Annotated in this window: 17 protein-coding genes; 1 reads left to right on the top strand and 16 read right to left on the bottom strand. The window is 71.5% G+C overall.

The annotated features are described in order from the left end of the window. Positions 1-35: 35 nt before the first annotated feature. The 15 genes from QOZ89_RS02030 to uvrC form a co-directional block, all read right to left on the bottom strand. Positions 36-380 (bottom strand): RNA polymerase-binding protein RbpA, encoded by a 345-nt coding sequence (locus tag QOZ89_RS02030; RefSeq protein WP_083419580.1) that lies wholly within the window; start codon positions 378-380, stop codon positions 36-38. A gap of 222 nt (positions 381-602) precedes the next feature. Beyond that, positions 603-2,345 carry an ABC transporter substrate-binding protein gene (locus QOZ89_RS02025; RefSeq protein ID WP_491723637.1) on the bottom strand — a complete coding sequence of 581 codons (1,743 nt, stop codon included), beginning with the start codon at positions 2,343-2,345 and terminating at the stop codon, positions 603-605. 59 nt (positions 2,346-2,404) lie between these two features. After that, on the bottom strand, positions 2,405-2,635 hold the full coding sequence (gene secG / locus QOZ89_RS02020) for a preprotein translocase subunit SecG (protein WP_071052355.1): 231 nt from the start codon (positions 2,633-2,635) through the stop codon (positions 2,405-2,407). Further along, the gene (locus QOZ89_RS02015; RefSeq protein WP_274536606.1) at positions 2,636-3,757 is read right to left on the bottom strand and encodes an ABC transporter ATP-binding protein; all 1,122 of its coding nucleotides are present in this window, start codon (positions 3,755-3,757) and stop codon (positions 2,636-2,638) included. A gap of 47 nt (positions 3,758-3,804) precedes the next feature. Beyond that, a complete protein-coding gene (locus QOZ89_RS02010) occupies positions 3,805-4,878 on the bottom strand; it encodes an ABC transporter ATP-binding protein (protein WP_071052354.1) in 1,074 nt (357 codons plus the stop codon). 58 nt (positions 4,879-4,936) lie between these two features. Then, the gene (locus QOZ89_RS02005; protein WP_071052353.1) at positions 4,937-5,938 is read right to left on the bottom strand and encodes an ABC transporter permease; all 1,002 of its coding nucleotides are present in this window, start codon (positions 5,936-5,938) and stop codon (positions 4,937-4,939) included. A gap of 143 nt (positions 5,939-6,081) precedes the next feature. Further along, positions 6,082-7,851, bottom strand: coding sequence for an ABC transporter substrate-binding protein (locus tag QOZ89_RS02000; RefSeq protein WP_071052352.1), 1,770 nt, complete (start codon positions 7,849-7,851; stop codon positions 6,082-6,084). Between the two features lie 184 nt (positions 7,852-8,035). Further along, on the bottom strand, positions 8,036-9,016 hold the full coding sequence (locus QOZ89_RS01995; RefSeq protein ID WP_241842188.1) for an ABC transporter permease: 981 nt from the start codon (positions 9,014-9,016) through the stop codon (positions 8,036-8,038). Positions 9,017-9,573: 557 nt separating this feature from the next. Beyond that, entirely contained in the window at positions 9,574-10,413 is an 840-nt protein-coding gene (gene tpiA, locus QOZ89_RS01990; RefSeq protein ID WP_071052350.1) for a triose-phosphate isomerase, read from the bottom strand. A gap of 5 nt (positions 10,414-10,418) precedes the next feature. Beyond that, positions 10,419-11,624 carry a phosphoglycerate kinase gene (locus tag QOZ89_RS01985; protein ID WP_071052349.1) on the bottom strand — a complete coding sequence of 402 codons (1,206 nt, stop codon included), beginning with the start codon at positions 11,622-11,624 and terminating at the stop codon, positions 10,419-10,421. 281 nt (positions 11,625-11,905) lie between these two features. Further along, positions 11,906-12,916: a type I glyceraldehyde-3-phosphate dehydrogenase gene (gene gap, locus QOZ89_RS01980; RefSeq protein WP_071052348.1), complete on the bottom strand. Its 1,011-nt coding sequence runs from the start codon at positions 12,914-12,916 to the stop codon at positions 11,906-11,908. Between the two features lie 129 nt (positions 12,917-13,045). Next, positions 13,046-14,032 (bottom strand): DNA-binding protein WhiA, encoded by a 987-nt coding sequence (gene whiA, locus QOZ89_RS01975; protein ID WP_071052368.1) that lies wholly within the window; start codon positions 14,030-14,032, stop codon positions 13,046-13,048. Positions 14,033-14,037: 5 nt separating this feature from the next. Continuing rightward, on the bottom strand, positions 14,038-15,294 hold the full coding sequence (locus tag QOZ89_RS01970; protein WP_312622837.1) for a gluconeogenesis factor YvcK family protein: 1,257 nt from the start codon (positions 15,292-15,294) through the stop codon (positions 14,038-14,040). Positions 15,295-15,403: 109 nt separating this feature from the next. Continuing rightward, positions 15,404-16,285 carry an RNase adapter RapZ gene (rapZ, locus tag QOZ89_RS01965; protein WP_071052346.1) on the bottom strand — a complete coding sequence of 294 codons (882 nt, stop codon included), beginning with the start codon at positions 16,283-16,285 and terminating at the stop codon, positions 15,404-15,406. After that, positions 16,282-18,618 carry an excinuclease ABC subunit UvrC gene (gene uvrC, locus QOZ89_RS01960; RefSeq protein WP_312622836.1) on the bottom strand — a complete coding sequence of 779 codons (2,337 nt, stop codon included), beginning with the start codon at positions 18,616-18,618 and terminating at the stop codon, positions 16,282-16,284. The genes rapZ and uvrC overlap by 4 nt, the downstream gene beginning before the upstream one ends. Positions 18,619-19,493: 875 nt before the next feature. On the opposite strand from uvrC, the gene QOZ89_RS01955 reads away from it, so the two are divergent. After that, positions 19,494-19,907 carry an SsgA family sporulation/cell division regulator gene (locus QOZ89_RS01955; protein WP_071052344.1) on the top strand — a complete coding sequence of 138 codons (414 nt, stop codon included), beginning with the start codon at positions 19,494-19,496 and terminating at the stop codon, positions 19,905-19,907. A 47-nt stretch (positions 19,908-19,954) separates the two neighbouring features. Here QOZ89_RS01955 and QOZ89_RS01950 read toward each other — a convergent pair whose 3' ends face one another. After that, positions 19,955-20,491, bottom strand: a complete 537-nt coding sequence (locus tag QOZ89_RS01950) for a Uma2 family endonuclease (protein ID WP_312622835.1) — start codon at positions 20,489-20,491, stop codon at positions 19,955-19,957. Between the last annotated feature and the right edge of the window lie 21 nt (positions 20,492-20,512).

Genomic DNA, 20,512 nt, shown 5'->3' with positions numbered 1-20,512 from the left:
CCCGTAGCCATCGCCGGTACCGCCCGCGAGAGCGGTCAGGACGCGGTGGAGGACCCCCGGAGCTTGGCGAGTGCCTCCGCGAGGATCGCCTCGCCGTCCTTCTCGTTACGCCGCTCCCGGACGTAGGCCAGGTGGGTCTTGTACGGCTCGATCTTGGGCGGCGCGGGGGTGTTGTCCCGGTCCTGGCCCGCCGGATAGCCACAGCTCGGGCAGTCCCACGTGTCGGGGACCGCGGCGTCCGCGGCGAACGACGGGCGTGTCTCGTGCTGGTTCGCGCACCAGAAGGACACCCGCTGCCGCGCAGCCGTCTCTCCCCGCTCGGCCTCTCCCATTGGTCCCGCCCCGACCCGGCTCCCCCGGATGGCGTTGCCACCTGCCACGGCCCGCGTACTCCTTCTGTTCAGTGCCAGTCACGTCAGCGCCAGCCAAGGTGGTCAGTACCAGCCGGGCCGGTCCCGGCGCCGGCCCGGCGAACCGGCACCAGCCACGTTAGACGTCGGACCAGGTATAACCCGGTTCGCTATGGGGCGAGTGTAGGACGCGGGGACCACCACGTGACGCACCGGGGGATTCCGCGCCCCACGGACGCCCAAGAGACCGCCTTATGCCGGCCCCAGAGAGACACCTGTCGGGTCGCCGGTGCCGAGCGACGGGACGAGGGTGAACGACAGCACCGAGGAGCTGTGCATCCGCGGCTCGGCTACCACGGCCAGCGGGATGACGGCGACGTCGCGCAGCACCGTCGCCTCCAGGTCGGCCCACGCCCCGGCGCGCAGCGTCTCGGTGCCGGCCCGCAGGGCCACGCCCATGGTCGCGAGGACATCCCTGGTGTCGTAGCCGCCGTCGACGGGGCGCTGGCCGACCCAGTTCGGGTCGAGCAGCGGCTGGAACACGGTCCGCCCGGCGTCGCCGAACCACAGCGGGGTGAGGGTGGTCAGCGCCAGGTCCCAGGTCTGGGCCAGCGGGCTGACCGCGGCGGCCGCGAAGTCCGCCGCGGCGCGCGCCTGGACGTCCAGCTTCACGCCCGCCTTGGCGAACGTCTCGGCCAGGGCGGAGGCGACGGCGGCGTCCCGCGGGCTGTCGGAGGTGAGCAGTGTCAGCGTGCTCACGGGCGCACCCGGCGCGTTGGCGAGCCCCTGCCCGCACCGGGTGGCGTCGCCGGCGCCGGACGGGGTCGGGAAAGGGTCCAGCGGGCTGTAGCCGGTCATCGTCGGCTGCAGCAGCTGCGTCGCGGCCGTGGCGAACGGCGGGCCGCCGAGGGCCTTGACGACCGAGATCCGGTCGATGCACGTCGCGAGCGTCTCCCGGACGGTCAGGTCGTCGAGGGCGGCGGCGGCGGGTCCGTGCCGGGCGACGGCGAGCAGCATCGTCGACCCGGTCGTCGGGACCGACAGCCGAGGGTCGCCCGCCTGGAGCAGGGCCGCGGCCCTGTCCAGCGGGACGGCGGCATCCAGCGTCATGTCCGCGTCGCCGGCCTCGATCTGCGCCTGCGCGGTCGCCGGGTCCACCCCGGTGTGGATCCTGATGTGGTCCGGCCCCTCCGTCGCCCGGCGGATGAAGTCGCTGTGGGAGTTCCATTCCTCGTTGCGCGAGAGCATGTACGTTCCGCCGGTGCTGCCGGTGATCCGGTACGGGCCGTCGGACACCAGGTTGGCCAGGTAGTCGGGCGAGTTCGGCAGGTAGTCGAGCGCCTCGTAGGGCACCGGCGCCGCCGCCGGCAGCGCGAGCACCTCGACGAAGTCGTTGACGGGCTCGATCAGGTGGAACGCGATGTCCGTGTCGTTGATCACCTGGATGCCGGCCGGCGACTCGCCTTCGATGAAGTCCTTCACCTGGTCAATCGGCTTGGTGAACAGCGCCGTGCAGTAGTCGGTGAACCCGACGATGGTCGCCGCGAAGTAGCCGCGCAGCGGTGACGGGGTCGGCGGAGCACACAGCCGCTTGATCCCGCGGGCCACGTCGGGCGCGATGACCCGGCGCGGCACCGGGGTGTCCCAGCGGGCCGCCGAACTCAGCCGCACCCGGATCACCTTGCCGTTGTCGCTGACCTGCGGCGCGCCGGCCGCCAGGTCAGGACGCGGTATGACGGTCTTGTCGATGTCCGGGTCGGGAGGGTAGGCATACAGCGTGCGGCTCACCAGCCGGGCGAGCACCTGGTCGGCGGTCGTCACGGCCCAGCCTGGGTCGCCGCTGGGCATGGCGGACGTCACCAGCTCCAGGGTGCCGCCCGGTTTGCCGGTCGCCTGGGCGACGGCGGACGGGCTCGCCGAAGCCGTGGGGACCGGCCCGTCGGACGAGCCCGCGCAGCCGGCGAGCACAGTGACGACGGCTAGCGCCGCGGCCAGTCCGGAGACGAGACGAAGCGCCGGCCGACGCAGCGCGTGGCCGGCGGCGCGACGCGGGCTCAACTCTTCAGCAGCAGGCCGAGCCCGATGATCGCGATGATCCACACCGTCCCGACGGCGATCGTCAGCCGGTCGAGGTTCTTCTCGACCACCGACGAGCCACCGAGCGACGACGAGACACCACCGCCGAACAGCGTCGACAGACCGCCGCCCTTCGCCCGGTGCAACAGCACCAGCATCACGAGCATCACACTCGTGATGATCACGACGATGGACAGCCCGATCTCCATCTAGACCAGCTCCCGCTCCTCGGGGAAGTGGCAGGCGACCTGGTGACCCGGCTGGATCTCCACCAGAGGTGGCTCCACGGTCCTGCACACCTCCTCGGCCTTCCAGCAACGTGGGTTGAACCGGCACGCGGCGGGCGGGTTGAGCGGGGTCGGTGGGTCACCCCGCAGCAGGATCCGCTCCCGCCGGTGTTGCTTCGCCGGGTCCGGCACCGGGACGGCCGACAGCAGGGCATGGGTGTACGGGTGCAACGGATGCTCGTACATACCGGCCCGATCGGCCATCTCGACGATCGTGCCAAGGTACATCACGGCGACCCGGTCACTGATGTGGCGCACCACCGACAGGTCGTGGGCGATGAACATGTACGTCAGACCGAGCTCGGACTGCAGGTCGCCCAACAGGTTGACGACCTGGGCACGCACCGAGACGTCGAGCGCGGAGACCGGCTCGTCGGCGATCACGAGCTTGGGATGGGTGGCGAGCGCCCGCGCGATGCCGATGCGCTGCCGTTGTCCGCCGGAGAACTCGTGTGGGTAGCGGTTGAGGTGCTCGGGGGACAGGCCGACGAGCTCCAGCAGGTCCCGGACGCGGGCCTTGAGGGCGTCCCCGGACAGGTCGCCGACGATCTTCAGCGGCGCGGAGACGATCGACCCGACGGTGTGCCGCGGGTTCAGCGACGTGTACGGGTCCTGGAAGATCATCTGGATGTCGCGTCGCAGCGGCCGCATCGTTCTGGCGGACAGGTGGGTGATGTCCCGCCCGTCGAACTCGACCTTGCCGCCGGTCGGCTCCAGCAGCCGGGCGATCGCCCGGCCGGTGGTGCTCTTGCCGCTGCCGCTCTCCCCCACCAGCCCCAGCGTCTCGCCGCGGCGGATCGCGAAGTTCAGCCCGTCGACGGCGCGCACCGCACCGATCTTGCGCGCGACCAGCGCGCCCTGGGTGACCGGGAAGTGGACCTGGAGATCGGTGACCCGCAGCAGCGCATCGCCGGACGCCGCGGTGGTGACCGCCGCGAGCTTCTCCATCGGGACCGGATCGGGCTTGTCCATGACCACCGGCGCCGCCGGCGACGTGGACGGCGCGGGCGGCGCGGCGCCCTTCAGGAAGGCATCGGCGCCCACCGGCGCGGCTCCGCCCGTGGACGCGGGGCCTGTCGAGTCGTGGCTGTTCACAGGCTCGGTGCCACCTCCTCACGGAAGATCCGGACACGGGCCTCGACCGGCAGGTGACAGGCCACCCGGTGGCCAGGCGCCACCGTCTCCAGCGTAGGCCGCTCGGTGCGCGTCGCAGGGCCGGCGAGGTTGGCGTACTGGCAGCGGGGGTGGAACGGGCAGCCGTCCGGCACGGCGATGAGGCTCGGCGGGTTGCCCGGCACAGCGCGCAGCCGGTCGGAACGGGTCCGGTCGAGCCGGGTGATCGACGAGAGCAGGCCCCAGGTGTAGGGGTGCTGCGGCGCGCTGAAGATCTCCTGTACCGGGCCGTGCTCGACGGCGTTGCCGGCGTACATCACCAGCACCTCGTCGGCGATCTCGGCGACCACGCCGAGGTCGTGGGTGATGATGATGATCGCCGAGTTGAACTCCTTCTGCAGGTCGTTCAGCAGGTCGAGGATCTGGGCCTGGACCGTGACGTCGAGCGCCGTCGTCGGTTCGTCGGCGATGAGCAGCGACGGGTCGCAGGACAGGGCCATCGCGATCATGGCGCGCTGGCGCATGCCGCCGGAGAACTCGTGCGGGTAGCTGTCGACCCGGCGGGCCGCGGACGGGATGCCGACCCGGTCCAGCAGCTCGATGGCTCTCTTCTTCGCCACCTTCTTGGAGACGTCGTGATGCACCCGGTACGCCTCGATGATCTGGTCACCGATCTTGAAGTACGGGTGCATGGCCGACAGCGGGTCCTGGAAGATCATCGCCATCTGCCGGCCGCGCAGCGACCGGACCCGCTCGGGCGACGCGGTCACCAGGTTCTCGCCGTCGAGCCAGATCTCACCGGCCACGGTGGTACGCCGGCCGCGCTGCAGGCCCATGAGGGCGAGGCTGGCCGCGCTCTTGCCCGAGCCGGACTCCCCGACGATGCCCAGGGTCCGGCCACGCTCCAGGCCGAACGACAGGCCGTTGACGGCGCGCACGTCGCCGTCGTCGGTGCCGAACGTCACCCGCAGGTCGCGTACGTCGAGGTAGTGCCGGTCCACCAGGGCGGCCGCGGTGCCCGCGGCGGCCGACGGCTCGGGCCGCGCGGTCATCTCACTCCCCCGTTCAGTCGTGGGTTGCTCCGGGCCGTGACTCGTGCGAGCTCGACGATCATGTTGGGCGTACCCGCGGGTCGACGACCGCGTAGAAGACATCGACGAGGATGTTGGCCAGGACCACGAAACCCGCCGCGAAGATGGTGACCCCGAGGATCGTCGGCAGGTCCCCGGTCGAGATCGCCTCGATGGATGTCTTCCCGAGCCCCCGGAAGCCGAAGGTGGTCTCCGTCAGCACCGCGCCGCCGAGCAGCGAGCCGAGGTCGAGGCCGAAGATGGTGACCACGGGGGTCAGCGCGGAGCGCAGGGCGTGCTTGCCGACGACCGTGCGCTCCGGAAGGCCCTTGGCCCGGGCGGTCCGGATGTAGTCCTCGCCGAGTACGTCCAGCATGCTCGCCCGGGTCAGCCGGGCGTACATCGCGGAGTACAGGAAGGCGAGCACGATCCACGCGGGCAGCAGGTTGCGCGCCCAGAGCAAGGGATTGTCCAGGAACGCCACATAGTGGATGTTCGGGAAAATCCGCCACTGGTAGCTGACCAGTAGCAACAGGACAAGGCCGGTGAAGTAGACCGGCAACGAGACGGCGCCGAGCGCGACGGTCATCGCCGCCCGGTCGACGACCGAGCCGCGGCGAAGCGCCGAGAGGATGCCGATGCCGACGCCGATGAGCAGGAACAGCACGGCGGCACCCAGCGCCAGGGAGATGGTGACCGGCAGCGCCCTGGTGATCTCCTGCCAGACCGGCTCGCTGTTCTTGAACGAGTAGCCGAAGCAGGGCGGCGGGCACCAGGTCTTGTCCGGCCCGGCGTCGAAGTGCCGGCCGGTGAAGATCCCCGCGAGGAAGTGCCAGTACTGCACGACGATCGGCTGGTCGAGGCCCAGCTTCTTCGTCACACCGGCGACGGCCGCCTCGCTCGGGGACCGGCCCGCGAACAGGATCGCTGGATTCGAGCCCAGCACCTTCGGTACCAGGAAGAACAGCAGGAACGTGATGACGCTGATGAGCCAGAGGATCACGATCCCGCCGAGCACCCGGCGGATGACGAATCCGGCCATGTCTGGTGGTCTCCGCTTCTGTCAGCGTCTCGGGGGCCTTGCGTCGCCGCGTGGGCCCGGCCGCCGGGTGGACGTGAGCCCACCCGGCGGCCGGGTCTACGGCGTGTTTCTCTTCTCTCGGACCAGCGACCGCCGGCCTTTGGTTACCGCACCACGCCCAGCGCGGCGAAGTTGGCCATGTTGTAACCGGGCGAGAACTGGATGTTCGTGATCCGGTCGCTGTACAGGTTCATCGCCTTGTCGTAGATCAGCGGGACGTAGGCGCCGGACTGCACGACAGCCTTGTCGACCGAGGTCCACGCGGCCTGCGCGGCGCCGTCATCGGTGGCGGCGAGGCCGTCGTCGATGCCCTTGTTCACGGTCGGGTCGTTGAGCTCGGCGTAGTTGCTGTTGCCCTGGGGAAGGATCTTCCGGCCGTCAACGATGGAGCTGAAGAAGCCGTAGGCCGAGGGCCAGTCCGGGCCCCACCCGGTGATGTGCAGGCCGTAGCCCTTCTCCTGCACGTTCTTCGGGATGCCGATCACGGCCGAGAAGTACTGCGAGGAGTCGAACTTCTCCACCGAGGCGTTGATGCCGATCTTCTTCAGGTCCGCCTGGAGCGCGGTCGCCTGGTTGACCTCGAGCGGCCGGTTGCTCCGGACGGTGATCTTCGTGGAGAACCCGTTCGGCTGGCCGCAGGCCTTCAGCTCGTCCTTGGCCTTGGTGAGGTCACCCGCGTTGTTCGGCGTCGGGAGGATGTCGAACGGCGCGTAGTAGGCGACGGTTGGCGGGAGCATCGTCGTCGCGGGCTGACCGGCCGTCGGGCCACCGCGCGCGGCGACCTGGCCCTGCTTGTTGACCGCGTACGCGACCGCGAGGCGGCAGTGGACGTTGTCGAACGGCTTCACCGTGGTGGCGACGCTCAGGTAACGCAGGAAGCCGGTGAGGTCGACCGTCGTGCGGGCCTTGCGCAGCGTGGGGTCGGCCAGGAGCTGGGTCCGCGCCGCGGTGTCCACGCCCGTCTGGTCGAGGAAGATGTCGGCGTCACCGGACATCAGCCGGTTGTCGATCTCGGCCGACTCAAGACCCATGGTGATCACGATCTTGTCCGGCAGCGCTTTGTTGATGTCGTCGGTCGACTGGTCCCACTGGTCGTTTCGGACCAGGGTCAGCGACTGGTTCGGCACGTACTTGTCGAACTTGTACGGGCCGGACGCCACCGGGTGCGACGTGTACTTGTCACCGGTGTCCTTTGCCTGCGGCACCGGCGAGGCCCCGGGCTGGGCCATGATGTAGTTCCAGTCCGTGAACGCCTTCGTCAGGTGGAAGACCAGAGTGCTGTCGTCCGGCGTCTCAACGGAGGTCAGGCCGAGCTTGTCGGGGGTGGTGTCCTTGTATGGGCCCTCGTACGCGGGGTCGGTCTGCAGGTAGTCGATCAGGAACGTCGGGCCGCCGTTGATGATGTCCTGGGCGAAGAAACGCTCGATGCCGTACTTGATGTCCTTGGACGTGATCGGGGTCCCGTCCTCGAACTTGATGCCGCTCTTGAGCTTGTAGGTCCAGGTCTTCCCGCCGTCGGGTGACGTCGGGACCTCGGTCGCGAGGTCCGGCACGAGCTTGGCCGAGTTCGGCTTGGTCTCGTAGGTCAGCAGCGTACGGGCGATCCAGCGCTGCTGGTCCCAGCAGGACGCGTAGTAGGTCCGCGCCGGGTCCCACGAGTCGCAGTCACCGGCCGACAACGCGTTCAGCGTGCCGCCCTTCTTGTCCGACGCGTAGAACAACTGGTCCGTCGTCGTCGGCAGGCCGGCGGCGGCGGGGGCGCTGCTCCCACCGGTGGTGCCGTTGTCGTCGCCGCCGCTGCCGCAGGCAGCGAGGACCAGGCCGGCGGCCGCGACGAGCACGCCGGTCCTGATCCAGACCGAGTGTTTCCTCATCCGGTTCCCCTCTTCTTGTGCGGTGCTGCCCCGGGATGGGCCGAGGACTGCCCGTGCGTGCCAAGCCCGGCCCGCGTCGTTGCGGGCGGATCCGGCCGAACGGCGGTGCGGCGGGTCTCGCCGCCACGCCAGGTGTGGTGGTGTGGTCGACTCCGGCACGAGGTTGGTCACTGCAGGCGGGCTGTCAGCCGCCGCCTCGGGGGTCGAAGGCGTCCCGCAGCGCGTCACCGAGCAGGTTGAAAGCCAGCACGGTGAGGAAGATCGCCACGCCCGGCACGACCATGAAGGTCGGGTCGACCCTGAACAGCCCGCCCGCGGCGGTCGAGAGCATGTCGCCCCAGGACGAGGTCGGCGGCTTCACGCCCACGCCCAGGTAGGACAGCGCGGCCTCGAAGAGGATGTTCGTGGGGATCAGCAGGGTGGTGTAGACGAGGATCGGCGCAACCAGGTTCGGCAGCAGCTCCTGCATCATGATCCGGATCGACCCGGCGCCGGTCCCACGCGCGGCCGCGACGAAGTCCTTCTCCTTGAGCGAGAGCACCTGGCCCCGGACGATCCGGCCGATGTACGGCCAGCTGAAGAACCCGATGATGAACACCAGGATGAACAGGCGCAGCGTGTTGCCGTTCAGTCCGAAGGCACTGTCCGGAATCACCGCGACGATGGCTATCGCGAACAGCAGCAGCGGGAAGGCGAGCAGCAGGTCCATCAGCCGGGCAATCAGGCCGCCGATCCAGCCGCCCACGTAGCCGGAGATCAGGCCCATCACGGTGCCGAGGACGACGGAGAGCAGGGTCGCCAGCGACGCGACCAGCAGCGAGATGCGAGCGCCGTAGACGACCCGGGCGAAGACGTCGCGCCCGCTGAGCGGCTCGACACCAAAGGGGTGATGGGAGCTCATGCCGCCGAACGACCCCGCGGGAAGGGCCGTGTTCGGGTCGAGCAGGCCGTAGTTCGGCTCGTCCGGATTCACTCCGACGATCGACGTCAGCACGGGCGCGAAGATGGCGACGAGCACGACGAGGATGACGAAGGCGGCGCTGGCCAGGGCGACCTTGTCCTTGCGCAGCCGCGACCACGCGATCCGCCAGAGCGACCGGCCAGCGACCGGCTTGACCGCCGGCGGTCCGGGCGTCAGATTCGTCGGCTCCAGTTGCACCGGCACCGCCACAAACCACCTCCGGAGCAGGCGAAATAAACGTTTCCGCCCAAAGCAAGAAAGTCAACGCACGGTAGCGTTGCCGGGGCGCGCTGGATAGCGGATGTTATGAAGTGCTGAGGAAACGTTTCCCATTTGCCATACGATGACCTTTATGTAACGTCTGCGTTACGAAGGGGAGAACTGCTGGCGCCGCCGACGTGTCGGCGCAACCCCCCGACCAGCACAGCCGTAACAGAACACACCGCGACGGATCGCAACCGCGACGACCCGCCACGGCCACCGGCCCGCCACGGCGAGCGAAATTGCCACGGCGACCGGGACCAGCCGCCGCGGAGCACGGCCTCAGCAGCCCACCAGCCCAATACACAACGGAAGACCAACGTCACACCGGCGGCGCGCCGACGACCGAGCCCGGCCGCCTCAGCGGCCGTCCAGGAGCAGAAGCCGCCGCACAGCTACACAGCACGGGGCCCGGCAGCTAGACAGCACAGGGCCCGGGCCGCTGGTCGCGGCCCGGGCCCTGTGGCGTCGGTGCTGGGTTGGTTCGTCTGGCCGTCGGCCTAGGCCGGCGGCCCGCTGCGGACAATTGCGGTGAACTCCTCGGCCACCAGGCTCGCGCCGCCGACCAGACCGCCGTCGACGTCCGGCATGGTGAACAGCTCGGCGGCGTTCGCCGCCTTGACCGAGCCGCCGTAGAGCACCCGGATCCCGGCGGCGATCACCGGCGTGAACAGCTCGGCGAGCCGCCCGCGGATGGCAGCGCACATGTCCTGCGCGTCCTGCGCCGAGGCCGTCCGGCCGGTGCCGATCGCCCATACCGGCTCGTAGGCGATGACGATCGTCTCCGCCTGCTTCGGCGTCACGCCGGCGAGCGACCCGTCCAGCTGCGCCAGGCAGTGCTCGACGTGGGCGCCGGCCACCCGGACGTCCTCGTGCTCACCGATGCACACGATCGGCGTCAGCCCGTTCCGGTAGGCGGCGCCGGCCTTCGCGGCGACCACCGCGTCCGTCTCGTGGTGGTCGGTGCGGCGCTCCGAGTGCCCGACGATCACATACGTGCAGCCGATCTTGGCCAGCATCGGCCCGCTGACGTCGCCGGTGTGCGCGCCGGAGTCGAACGGTGAGAGGTCCTGGGCGCCGTAGCCGACCGCCAGCTTGTCCCCGTCGATCGTGGTCTGCACGCTGCGCAGGTCGATGAACGGCGGGAAGAGGACCGTCTCGACCCGGTCCAGCTCGTCGGGCTTGAGGTCGTAGGCGACCTTCTGGACGAGCGCGATCGCCTCGAGGTGGTTCAGGTTCATCTTCCAGTTGCCCGCGACGAGCGTGCGGCGGCCGGTTCCCTTCGGCTTCGGGCTACCGGCCGGCTTGCCACCCGAGCGTCCCAGCGGAGGAGGAGTCATGGGGCTCAGACCTCCAGGGCCGCGAGGCCGGGCAGGGACTTGCCCTCCAGGAACTCCAGGCTCGCGCCGCCACCGGTCGAGATGTGGCTGAACGACGCCTCGGGGATACCGAGCGTGCGCACCGCTGCGGCGGAGTCGCCGCCGCCGACGACCGTGAAGCCGTCCCGCGCGGCGATGGCCTCGGCGACGCCCTTCGTGCCGGCGGCGAACGGCGCCAGCTCGAAGACACCCATCGGCCCGTTCCAGAAGATCGTCTGTGCGCCCTCGAGCCTGCCGGCGAACAGCTCCGTCGACTCGGGGCCGATGTCGAGCCCCAGCCAGCCGTCGCGGATGCCGGTCACCGGCACCACGTCGGTCGCGGCGTCCGCGGCGAACCGGTCGGCGATGACGACGTCCCGCGGCAGCACGATCCGCTCGCCGCCCTCGGCGAGCAGGTTCTTGCAGGTGTCGATCATCTCGGCCTCGAGCAGCGACGCGCCGACACCGTGGCCCTGGGCCGCCAGGAACGTGAAGCACATGCCGCCCCCGATGAGCAGGGCGTCGACCTTCGGCAGCAGCGCCCGGATCACGCCCAGCTTGTCGGACACCTTCGACCCGCCGAGCACCACCACGTACGGCCGGCCGGCGTCGCCGCCGGCCAGCCCGCGCAGCACCGACAGCTCGGCGAGCACCAGCCCGCCGGCCGCGTGCGGCAGCCGCTTCGGCACGTCGGCGACGCTCGCGTGGGCCCGGTGCACGGCGCCGAACGCGTCGCCGACGTAGAACTCGGCGAGCGCGGCCAGCTCGTCGGCGAACGCGGCGCGCGCGGCGGCGTCCTTGCTGGTCTCCCCCGGGCTGAAGCGCAGGTTGTCCAGCAGGGCCACCTCGCCGTCCCCGAGCCCGGCGACGACCTCCGCGGCCGCCGAGCCCGCGATGTCGGCGGTGCCGTCGCCGGTGAAGGCGACCGGCCGGCCGAGCGCCTCGGCGAGCCGGGCCGCGACCGGGGCGAGCGAGTACCTCTCGTCGTACTCACCCTTAGGCCGGCCCAGGTGGGAGCAGACCACCACGCGGGCGCCGCGCTCGGCGAGCGTCCTGATGGTGGGCACGCTGGCCAGCACCCGGCCGTCGTCGGTGATCCGCGGGGTGTCGCCGGACCTGTCGAGCGGCACGTTCAGGTCGCTGCGGACCAGCACCCGGTGCCCGGCGACCTGCAGGTCGTCGATCGTCCTCACGCTTGGCGTCTCCTATTGCTTGTGGCTAGGTCCCGCTTCGACGTCACGTCGCGCCGCCGGTCGCCTCTTGTGGCTAGGTCCTGCTTCCACGTCGCGTCGCGCTGCCTGTTGCGTTTGCTGCCGCACTGGCTTGGCCTTGTCTGACAGGCCCGGCCCAACGGGGGTCTGCCTGCCGGCCCCGTCGCACGGCCGGCGACAAGAACGGCCCAAAGGACGAGCCGCCCGGTGCCGGGGGCACCGGGCGGCTCGTCACAGCGGTTCTCTGCCTTCGACTGGCGGGGCTAGCCCAGGCGGCTGGCGACCAGGGCGGTGAGGTCGACGAGGCGGTTCGAGTAGCCCCACTCGTTGTCGTACCAGCCGACGACCTTCACGAAGGTGCCCGTGGACATGGTCAGCAGCGAGTCGAAGGTGCACGACGCCGGCGTGCCGACGATGTCCGACGACACGATCGGGTCCTCGGTGTAGACGAGGTAGCCCTTCAGCGGGCCGTCGGCCGCCGCCTGGTAGGCCGCGTTGATCTCGTCCTTGCTGGCCGGCCTCGCCAGGTTGACCACCAGGTCGGTGACCGAGCCGTCCAGCACCGGCACCCGCATCGCGATGCCGTCCAGCTTGCCCTTGAGCTTCGGCAACGCCAGCGCCGTCGCCTTGGCCGCGCCGGTGGTGGTCGGGATGATGTTCTGCGCGGCCGCGCGGGCCCGGCGCAGGTCGCTGTGCGGGAAGTCCAGGATCACCTGGTCGTTCGTGTAGGCGTGGATCGTGGTCATCAGGCCGTTCTCGATGCCGAACGCCTCGTCGAGGACCTTTGCCAGCGGCGCCACGCAGTTCGTCGTGCAGCTCGCGTTCGACAGCACGTGGTGGCTGGCCGGGTCGTAGGCGTCGTCGTTCACGCCCATGACGACAGTCAGGTCCTCGCCCTTGGCCGGGGCGGAGATGATGACCTTCTTCGCGCCCGCCTCGAGGTGCTTCGCGGCCGACGCGCGGTCGGTGAACCGGCCGGTCGACTCGATGACGATGTCGACGCCCAGCTCGCCCCAGGGCAGCGCCGCCGGGTCCCGCTCGGCCAGCACCTTGATGGTGGCGTCGCCGACCTCGATGCCGCCGTCGACTGCCCTGACCGTCTCGGACAGCGTGCCCAGGGTTGTGTCGTACTTCAGCAGGTGGGCCAGGGTCTTGCTGTCGGTGAGGTCGTTGACCGCGACGACCTCGAGCCCACCCTGCTTGCTCGCCGCCAGCGCTCGCCAGAAGTTCCGGCCGATCCGACCGAAACCGTTGACCCCTACTCGCGTAGCCACGTCCGCGGACTCCCTACCGTCGTGCCGCCGTCATGTTCCGTTGCCGCCACAGAGCCTAACGACTTTGCGCCGCCGGGTTGGTATCCGAGGCCCAACGGGGGCCGGATCACCCCCCGGCGACCACGCACATCACGCATTCTCCAGCAACTCGGGCGACACACTCGCCTCTGTGTTGGGGATGCCGAGGACGCTCGCGCGCTTGTCGGCGAGGGCGAGGAGGCGGCGGATCCTGCCGGCGACGGCGTCCTTGGTCAGCGGCGGGTCGGCGAGCGCGCCGAGCTCCTCCAGCGACGCCTGGGCGTGCTGGAGCCGCAGCCGGCCGGCCGCCAGCAGGTGCTCGGGAGCGTCGTCGCCGAGGATGCGCATCGCGGCCTGCACCCGCGCGCCCGCGGCGACGGCCGCCCGAGCCGAGCGGCGCAGGTTCGCGTCGTCGAAGTTCGCCAGCCGGTTGGCGGTCGCGCGGACCTCGCGGCGCATCCGCCGCTCCTCCCAGGCCAGCAGGCTGTCGTGCGCGCCGATCCTGGTCAGCAGCGCGCTGATCGCGTCGCCGTCGCGGATCACCACGCGGTCGACGCCGCGCACGTCCCGGCTCTTGGCCTGCACCCCGAGCCGGCGGGCCGCGCCGACGAGCGCCAGCGCCGCCTCCGGGCCGGGCGAGGTGACCTCCAGCGAGCAGGACCGTCCCGGCTCGGTGAGCGAGCCGTGCGCGAGGAACGCGCCCCGCCAGGCCGCCGCCGCGTCACAGGCCGAGCCGGTGACGACCTGCGGCGGAAGCCCGCGGACGGGGCGGCCGCGCTGGTCGAGCAGCCCGGTCGACCGGGCGAGCTGCTCACCGTCGCGCTCGACCCGCACAATGTAGCGGACCGAGCGGCGCAGGCCGCCGGCCGCGAGCACCGCGATCGTCGACGGGAAGCTGAACACCTCGGCGATCTCCCGGCGCAGCCGGCGCGCGGTTGCCCCGGTGTCGAGCTCCGCCTCGACGACGATGCGGCCCCCGACGATGTGCAGGCCGCCGCCGAAACGCAGCAATGCCGCCATCTCGGCGCGCCGGCAGCAGGGCTTCGCCACCCGCAGCCGGCTGAGTTCGTCCTTCACGGTGGCCGTCATCGCCGCCACACCGATCACTCCTTGAGGTCGCGGGCCGTTGCCCGCGGGTCGGGAGGGCCAGGGGTTCCCACTGGGTCGGCGACGGGGCTCCCGCCGGATCGGCGACGAGGTCCCTGCTGGATCGGCCTCGCCGATCCAGCGCGTCGTCGATCCGGGAGGTCGTCGCTCCAGGAGGTCTGCTCACCGGCCGAGCCCGGCCCACGGTGGGCCACTGGTGACTCTGTGGTCAGGGTCGCGCGTGCCGTCCGTGCTTCCGCGCCGGCCGGCGGACCTGGGATGCCGCCGGCCACGGGGCCGGACGCCGAGAAGACGGCGTCGAAGGCGGCCGCGAGCAGCAGGGGATCGTGGACCCCCGCGGCGTCGGCCGAGCGGACCGGCGCGAGGTGCAGCGCGGCGCCGAGGCCGGCGGCCGCCGCAGCCAGCGCCGAGGGGTCGGGGACGGCCGCCGGGTCGGCGAGCACCACGTCCACGGCGAACCCCGGGGCGTGCTGGGCGAGCACGCGCAGATGCGCCTCGGGGGTGAAGCCCTCGGTCTCCCCCGGCTGCGCGACCAGGTTCAGCACGACCAGCCGGCGCGCCGCCGCGCCGGTGATCACCTTGTGCATCTCGGGCACCAGCAGGTGCGGCAGCATGCTGGTGTAGAGCGAGCCGGGGCCCAGCACCAGCCAGTCCGCCTCCTCGACGGCGGCACAGGCCGGAGCGCAGACCCGCGGCTCCGCCGGCTCCACCCAGACCTCGCGGACCGAGCCCCGGGTGGTCGCCACGGCCACCTGGCCGCGCACCCGGTGAGTCGCCGCCGGGTCGTCCGGGTCGAGGCCCGTGACCTCGGCGACGATGTCGATCCCGTCCTCGGACAGCGGCAGCACCCGGCCGCACGCCCCGAGCAGTTCGGCGGCCAGCTCGAGCGCCGCCACCGGCGAGCCGACGTGCTCGGTGAGCGCGGCCAGCACCAGGTTGCCCAGCGCATGCCCGGCCAGCGGCCCACCGCCGACAAACCGGCGCTGGAACACGTCGGTCCAGGTCCGTGACCACTGGTCCGAGCCGGCGAGCGCCGCCAGCGCCATCCGCAGGTCGCCGGGCGGGAGCGCGCCGAGCTCGTGGCGCAGCCGCCCGGACGACCCGCCGTCGTCACCGACCGTGACAACGGCTGTCACCCGGTCGGTGATGCGGCGCAGCGCGGACAGCGACGCGGCGAGGCCGTGCCCGCCGCCGAAGGCGACGACGGCCGGCGCCCCGGGCGCCGGGAGCTGGGCCGCCCGAACCTGGGTCATGGGATCTCCGGGCAGTAGTCCTGGGACAGCGGCCGCCGGGCGCGCGAAAGAAGATCATTTTCGCACGCCCTTTGGCCTTCCACGTCGTGGGGGTGGTGGGGCACGGGCGTCACTCCCGGCCCAGGTCGCGGTGCACGATCTGGACGCCGACGCCGGTCGCGGCGAGCCGCGCGGCGAGCTCCTCGGCGACGGCGACGCTGCGGTGCCGCCCGCCGGTGCAGCCGACGGCGAGGGTCAGGTACCGCTTGCCCTCGCGCAGGTACCCCTCGCCGACGAGGCGCAGCAGCTCGGCGTACCGGTCGACGAACTCCTTGGCGCCCGGCTGATCGAGGACGTAGTCGCGCACCTGGGGGTCGCGGCCGGTGAACGGCCGCAGCGCCTCCACCCAGTGCGGGTTGGCCAGGAAGCGGCAGTCGGCGACCAGGTCCGCGTCCAGCGGCAGCCCATAGCGGTAGCCGAACGAGATGACCGTGGCGTTGAGCCGGTTGCCACCCGGCTGCCCGAAGGCGGCGTCGATCTTCGAGCGCAGCTCGTGGACGTTGAGGTCGGTGGTGTCGAGCACCAGGTCGGCCTCTCCGCGCAGCTCGGCGAGCAGCGCCCGCTCCCGGCTGATGCCGTCGACGACCCGGCCGTCGCCCTGCAGCGGGTGCGGGCGGCGGACGTGGTCGAACCGGCGGATCAGCGCGTCGTCGCTGGCTTCCAGGAACAGCACCCGCGGCCGGGTGCCGGCGGCGTCGAGCGCGTCGAGCGCCGCCCGCAGGTCGGCGAAGAACGCGCGGCCGCGCACGTCGACGACGACCGCGATCCGGCTGACGCCGCCGCCGGAGCGCCGGCCCAGCTCGGCCATCGTCGACAACAGCGCCGGTGGCAGGTTGTCGACGACGAACCAGCCCAGGTCCTCCAGGCACTTGGCCGCGGTGCTGCGGCCGGCGCCGGACAGCCCAGTGATTATCGCGAGATCCAGCGGCCCGCTGGGTGCGGCGGCGGTCACGGCGTATTCCCCCCTGTCACGGCGTGCTCTCCCTCTGTCGTCGAGTTCTCTGTCGTCGAGTTCTCTGTCGTCGAGTTCTCCGTCAGGACCTCGCCCGTGAGCGGGTCGACTGCCGGCGCGGGTGCGGCGGGCGCCCCGAGGGCGCTCTGGGCGAGCGCCGCGACGACGGCGGCGGCGGTGCGCGGGCCGATCCCGGGCACGCCGGCGATCTCCTCGACGCTCGCCGCCCGCAGCTTCGCGACCGAGCCGAACGTGCGCAGCAGCGCCTTGCGCCTGGTCTCGCCCAGTCCCGGCACGCCGTCCAGCAGCGACGCCGTCATCGACGCGGACCGCTTCTGCCGGTGGTAGGTGATCGCGAACCGATGAGCCTCGTCCCGCACCCGCTGCAGCAGGTAGAGCGCCTCGCTGGTGCGCGGCAGGATGACCGGGTCCGGGTCGTCCGGCAGCCAGACCTCCTCCAGGCGCTTGGCGAGCCCGCACAGGGCCACCCCGCCAGGCCCCGATTCGATCCCCAGGTCCGCCAGCGCCCGCGCCGCCGCGGCGACCTGCGGGGGCCCGCCGTCGACGACGACCAGGTTCGGCGGGTAGGCGAACCTGCGGGGCCGCCCGTCGACCACCAGCGGCTCGCCGGCGGGGAGCTCGCTCGACCCCAGGGTCCCTGCCGGATCGGCGGACGGGGTCCCTGCCGGATCGGCGACAGGGTCCCTGCCGGATCCGGGGTCCCTGCCCGATTGGCGAAGCCGATCGGGGAGGTCTGGGAGCCGATCTGGGAGGTCGGCGATCTGGGAGGTCGTGATCCGGGAGGTCAGCGCGCCCCCGCCGTCCTCGACGGTCAGGCCGGCTGGCCCGGCCTCGCTCCGGGCGTCCTCCTCCGTGCCGGGCAGCTCGCCTGTACGCGACCGTTCGGCCAGGTACCGGCTGAACCGCCGGCCAACCGTCTCGTACATGCTCGCGACGTCGTCCTGGCCGGCCACTCCCCGGATGGAGAAGCGCCGGTACTCGGACTTGCGGGGCAGGCCGTCCTCGAAGACGACCATGCTCGCCACGACGTTGGTGCCCTGGATGTTCGAGATGTCGAAGCACTCGATCCGCAGCGGCGCGTCGGCGAGGCCGAGCGCCTCCTGCAGTTCGGCGAGCGCCTGGCTACGCGCCGTCAGGTCACTCGCGCGCCGGGTGCGGTGCAGCATGAGCGCCTGCTTGGCGTTGCGCTCCACGGTCTCGAACAGCGTCCGCTTGTCGCCGCGGCGCGGGACGCGCACCTCGACCCGCCCGCCGCGGTAGCGGCCGAGCAGCTCGGCCACGGCCTCGGCGTCGGTCGGCAGCTCCGGGACGAGGACCTCCCGCGGGATGTCGGCCCGCCCCTCGCCGCCCGAAGGGGCACCGTCGCCCACGTCCTTGTCCCCCAGGTACTCCTGGGTGAGGAACTGCTCGACGAGGTCGGGGGTGCCAACGTCCGCCAGTTTGTCGACGACCCAGCCGCGCTGGCCGCGCACCCGGCCGTCGCGCACGTAGAAGACCTGGACCGCCGCCTCCAGCTCGTCGTCGGCGAACGCGACGACGTCGGCGTCGGTGCCATCGGGCAGCACGACAGCCTGCTTCTCCATCGCGCGGCGCAGCGCGCCGGCGTCGTCGCGCAGCCGGGCGGCCCGCTCGTAGTCCTGGGCGTCGGCGGCGTCCCGCATCTCCTTCTCCAGCCGGCGCAGGAACCTGCCGGTCTGGCCGCCCATGAAGTCACAGAAGTCATCGACGATCTGGCGGTGCTCGCTCGCTGTGACCCGTCCGACGCAGGGCGCGCTGCAGCGGTCGATGTAGCCGAGCAGGCACGGCCGGCCGACCTGCCCGGCGCGCTTGAAGACGCCGGCGGAGCAGGTACGCGCCGGGAACACCCGCAGCAGCAGGTCCAGCGTCTCCCTGATGGCCCAGGCGTGCGCATAGGGGCCGAAGTAGCGGACACCCTTGCGCTTCGGCCCGCGCATGACCTGGAGTCGCGGGAACTCCTCCTGCAGCGTCACGGCGAGACTCGGGTAGCTCTTGTCGTCGCGGTAGCGGACGTTGAACCGCGGGTCATACTCCTTGATCCAGGTGTACTCCAGCGCGAGCGCCTCGACCTCGGTGGACACGACGGTCCACTCGACGGAGCTCGCGGTGGTGACCATCGTGCGGGTGCGAGGATGCAGCGCATAGACGTCGGTGAAGTAGTTGGCGAGCCGGGCGCGCAGGTTCTTGGCCTTGCCGACGTAGAGGACGCGGCCATGAGGGTCCCGGAAGCGGTACACGCCCGGGGTCTCGGGGATCGAGCCCGGCGCGGGTCGGTAGGACGCCGGATCAGCCATAGGTCGAGCCTACGGCGGCCCGGGTCACGATCAGACAGCGCCTCCACGTAACCATTTCATCACGCAGAGCGTCGATACCCGCCTAGGGGTGCCCCGCGAACCCGACCGCTCCGTGTCCTTACCGTGTCTCGCGCACGGCGTACCGGGCCCTCACAGCCTTATGAAGTCCCTCGCGCGCCGCGTTCCTGGCGGCCCACGCGCGTCGCGGCACCCGTCCGCCGCGCCGCCGTTCCCGGGCGCGGCGGTCGGCGCGGCGCGCGCACGGGTGAGCGGCCACCGCCCGCGAGAGCCAGGTCAGCCCGGCGAGCGGCGCGCCAGCGCCGAAAGACAGCTACAGGTGTGTGGCCGCCGATCGGGCGGGGCGGGGCCGCCGCCCCGTGGGACAGGCCGCCCGCACGGGCCTCTTTTCTTTACCGCCCTTTCCCTACCCGTCCAGGCGCGGGCGAGGAGCACCACGTATCGTGGACGTAGCGTGCTTGCGCGAGTGCGCGCCGCCGCTGGGGGGTGGCGGCGCGCAGCGTGGCCGGCGTTGCCGCCGGGCGGATGGTGATGTCGCCGCAAGGCCTATGGCAGTGGGGCCGGAAGGCGCGCGTCGGTATTGCCATACCGCGTACGGCAGCAAGGGCGCATCACCGTAAGGGTGCACGGCTATAGGGGCGCATCCGCTGTCGGGGACCTCCCGCGAGAGCGCCACCAGGAAGACAGCACAGCGGCGATGACGCCGCGGGGCGCGGCTGCCTGTCGGCAAGCCGTCCGCATCCGGCTGGCACCTGGGACGCGACGCTGCGACCCTCAAATCAGCAACTGGGAAACTTGGCTGCTGGGAGAAAGCGTCGTCGTCGGCCTGGCAGGCGCATCAAGGGAGGGACCCACCCGTGCAGGGTCTGGACGTCAGCACCGAGTTCGTCGTCGACGACGCGTCGACGAGCGGGCGGGTCACTGTCCTCGTGGTCACCTGGCGTGCCTGCGACCCGCTGGCCGTCAGCATCACCCTGGTCTCCCGGCCCGACCACCCGGCGCTGCCCCAGGGCAACTGGGTGGCCCCGCGGGACGCGCTGCGCGCCGGGCTGGAGAAGCCCACTGGCGACGGCGACGTGCGCTTCACCCCCGACCCGCGCCGCGCCGAGGTGCAGCTGGAGCTCACCGACGGCGCCTCGCGCTCAACCGTCATCCTCGGCGCCGAACCGCTGCGCGACTTCCTGGAGCGCACCGAGCGGGTCGTCCCGGCCGGCCAGGAGCACCCCGAGCGCGAGCTCGACGCCGTCCTCGACGAGCTTCTCCGCGCCTGAGCGGGCGGTCAGCCCACAGGCGACGTCCGCCCGGCTGGCGCCGCCGCTTAGCTCAGTCCGAAGTCGCCAGGGTGCCGCTTGAGCACCCACTCAAGCGGGCGCGGTCCCGAGGCGGAGTAACGGCCCGTCGCCAGGGTTCGAAACGTGACCGGCTGGGTGCCGCCCTGCTCGACCGTCCAGTACCGCTCGATGCCCGCCCGGGCGTACTCACTGGCCTTGTCCACGAGGTCGTTCTGCCGCGACCCGCGAGAGACGACCTCGATGACGACCTGAAGCCCGTCCACCGGGACGTAGACCGAGGCGACACCGACGTCGGGCGCGGCGTCCGACCACACCGTCAGGTCGGGCTGGCGACCGCCGCCCGTGTAGATGCCAAGGTCGGTCCGCAGCCGCTCCTCGTCGGACCCGTTCCGCAGGAACCAGGCGGTCAGCCGCATGACGATGCGGGAGTGCTCCGGTGTCGGCGTCATCATGACCCGCAGCTCCCCCTCGTCACTGAGCTCGTAGCGATGCAGTTCGTCGGCCTCCCCCATGGCGGCCACATCGCCAAGCGTGATCTCAGCGGGAACACTGATCATGGTCATGCGCCGATTGTCCCCGCTCAC

The organism is Pseudofrankia coriaricola (assembly GCF_032027725.1).
GTDB lineage: Bacteria > Actinomycetota > Actinomycetes > Frankiales > Frankiaceae > Pseudofrankia.
This window is presented reverse-complemented; position numbering and strand designations above follow the sequence as displayed.

Bases quoted from the DNA above. Each gene is read 5' to 3' on its own strand.
- QOZ89_RS02000 (WP_071052352.1), bottom strand. From the start codon at position 7,851: ATGAGGAAACACTCGGTCTGGATCAGGACCGGCGTGCTCGTCGCGGCC.
- secG (WP_071052355.1), bottom strand. From the start codon at position 2,635: ATGGAGATCGGGCTGTCCATCGTCGTGATCATCACGAGTGTGATGCTC.
- QOZ89_RS01950 (WP_312622835.1), bottom strand. From the start codon at position 20,491: ATGACCATGATCAGTGTTCCCGCTGAGATCACGCTTGGCGATGTGGCC.
- uvrC (WP_312622836.1), bottom strand. From the start codon at position 18,618: ATGGCTGATCCGGCGTCCTACCGACCCGCGCCGGGCTCGATCCCCGAG.
- QOZ89_RS02005 (WP_071052353.1), bottom strand. From the start codon at position 5,938: ATGGCCGGATTCGTCATCCGCCGGGTGCTCGGCGGGATCGTGATCCTC.
- QOZ89_RS02010 (WP_071052354.1), bottom strand. From the start codon at position 4,878: ATGACCGCGCGGCCCGAGCCGTCGGCCGCCGCGGGCACCGCGGCCGCC.
- tpiA (WP_071052350.1), bottom strand. From the start codon at position 10,413: ATGACTCCTCCTCCGCTGGGACGCTCGGGTGGCAAGCCGGCCGGTAGC.
- QOZ89_RS01970 (WP_312622837.1), bottom strand. From the start codon at position 15,294: ATGACCCAGGTTCGGGCGGCCCAGCTCCCGGCGCCCGGGGCGCCGGCC.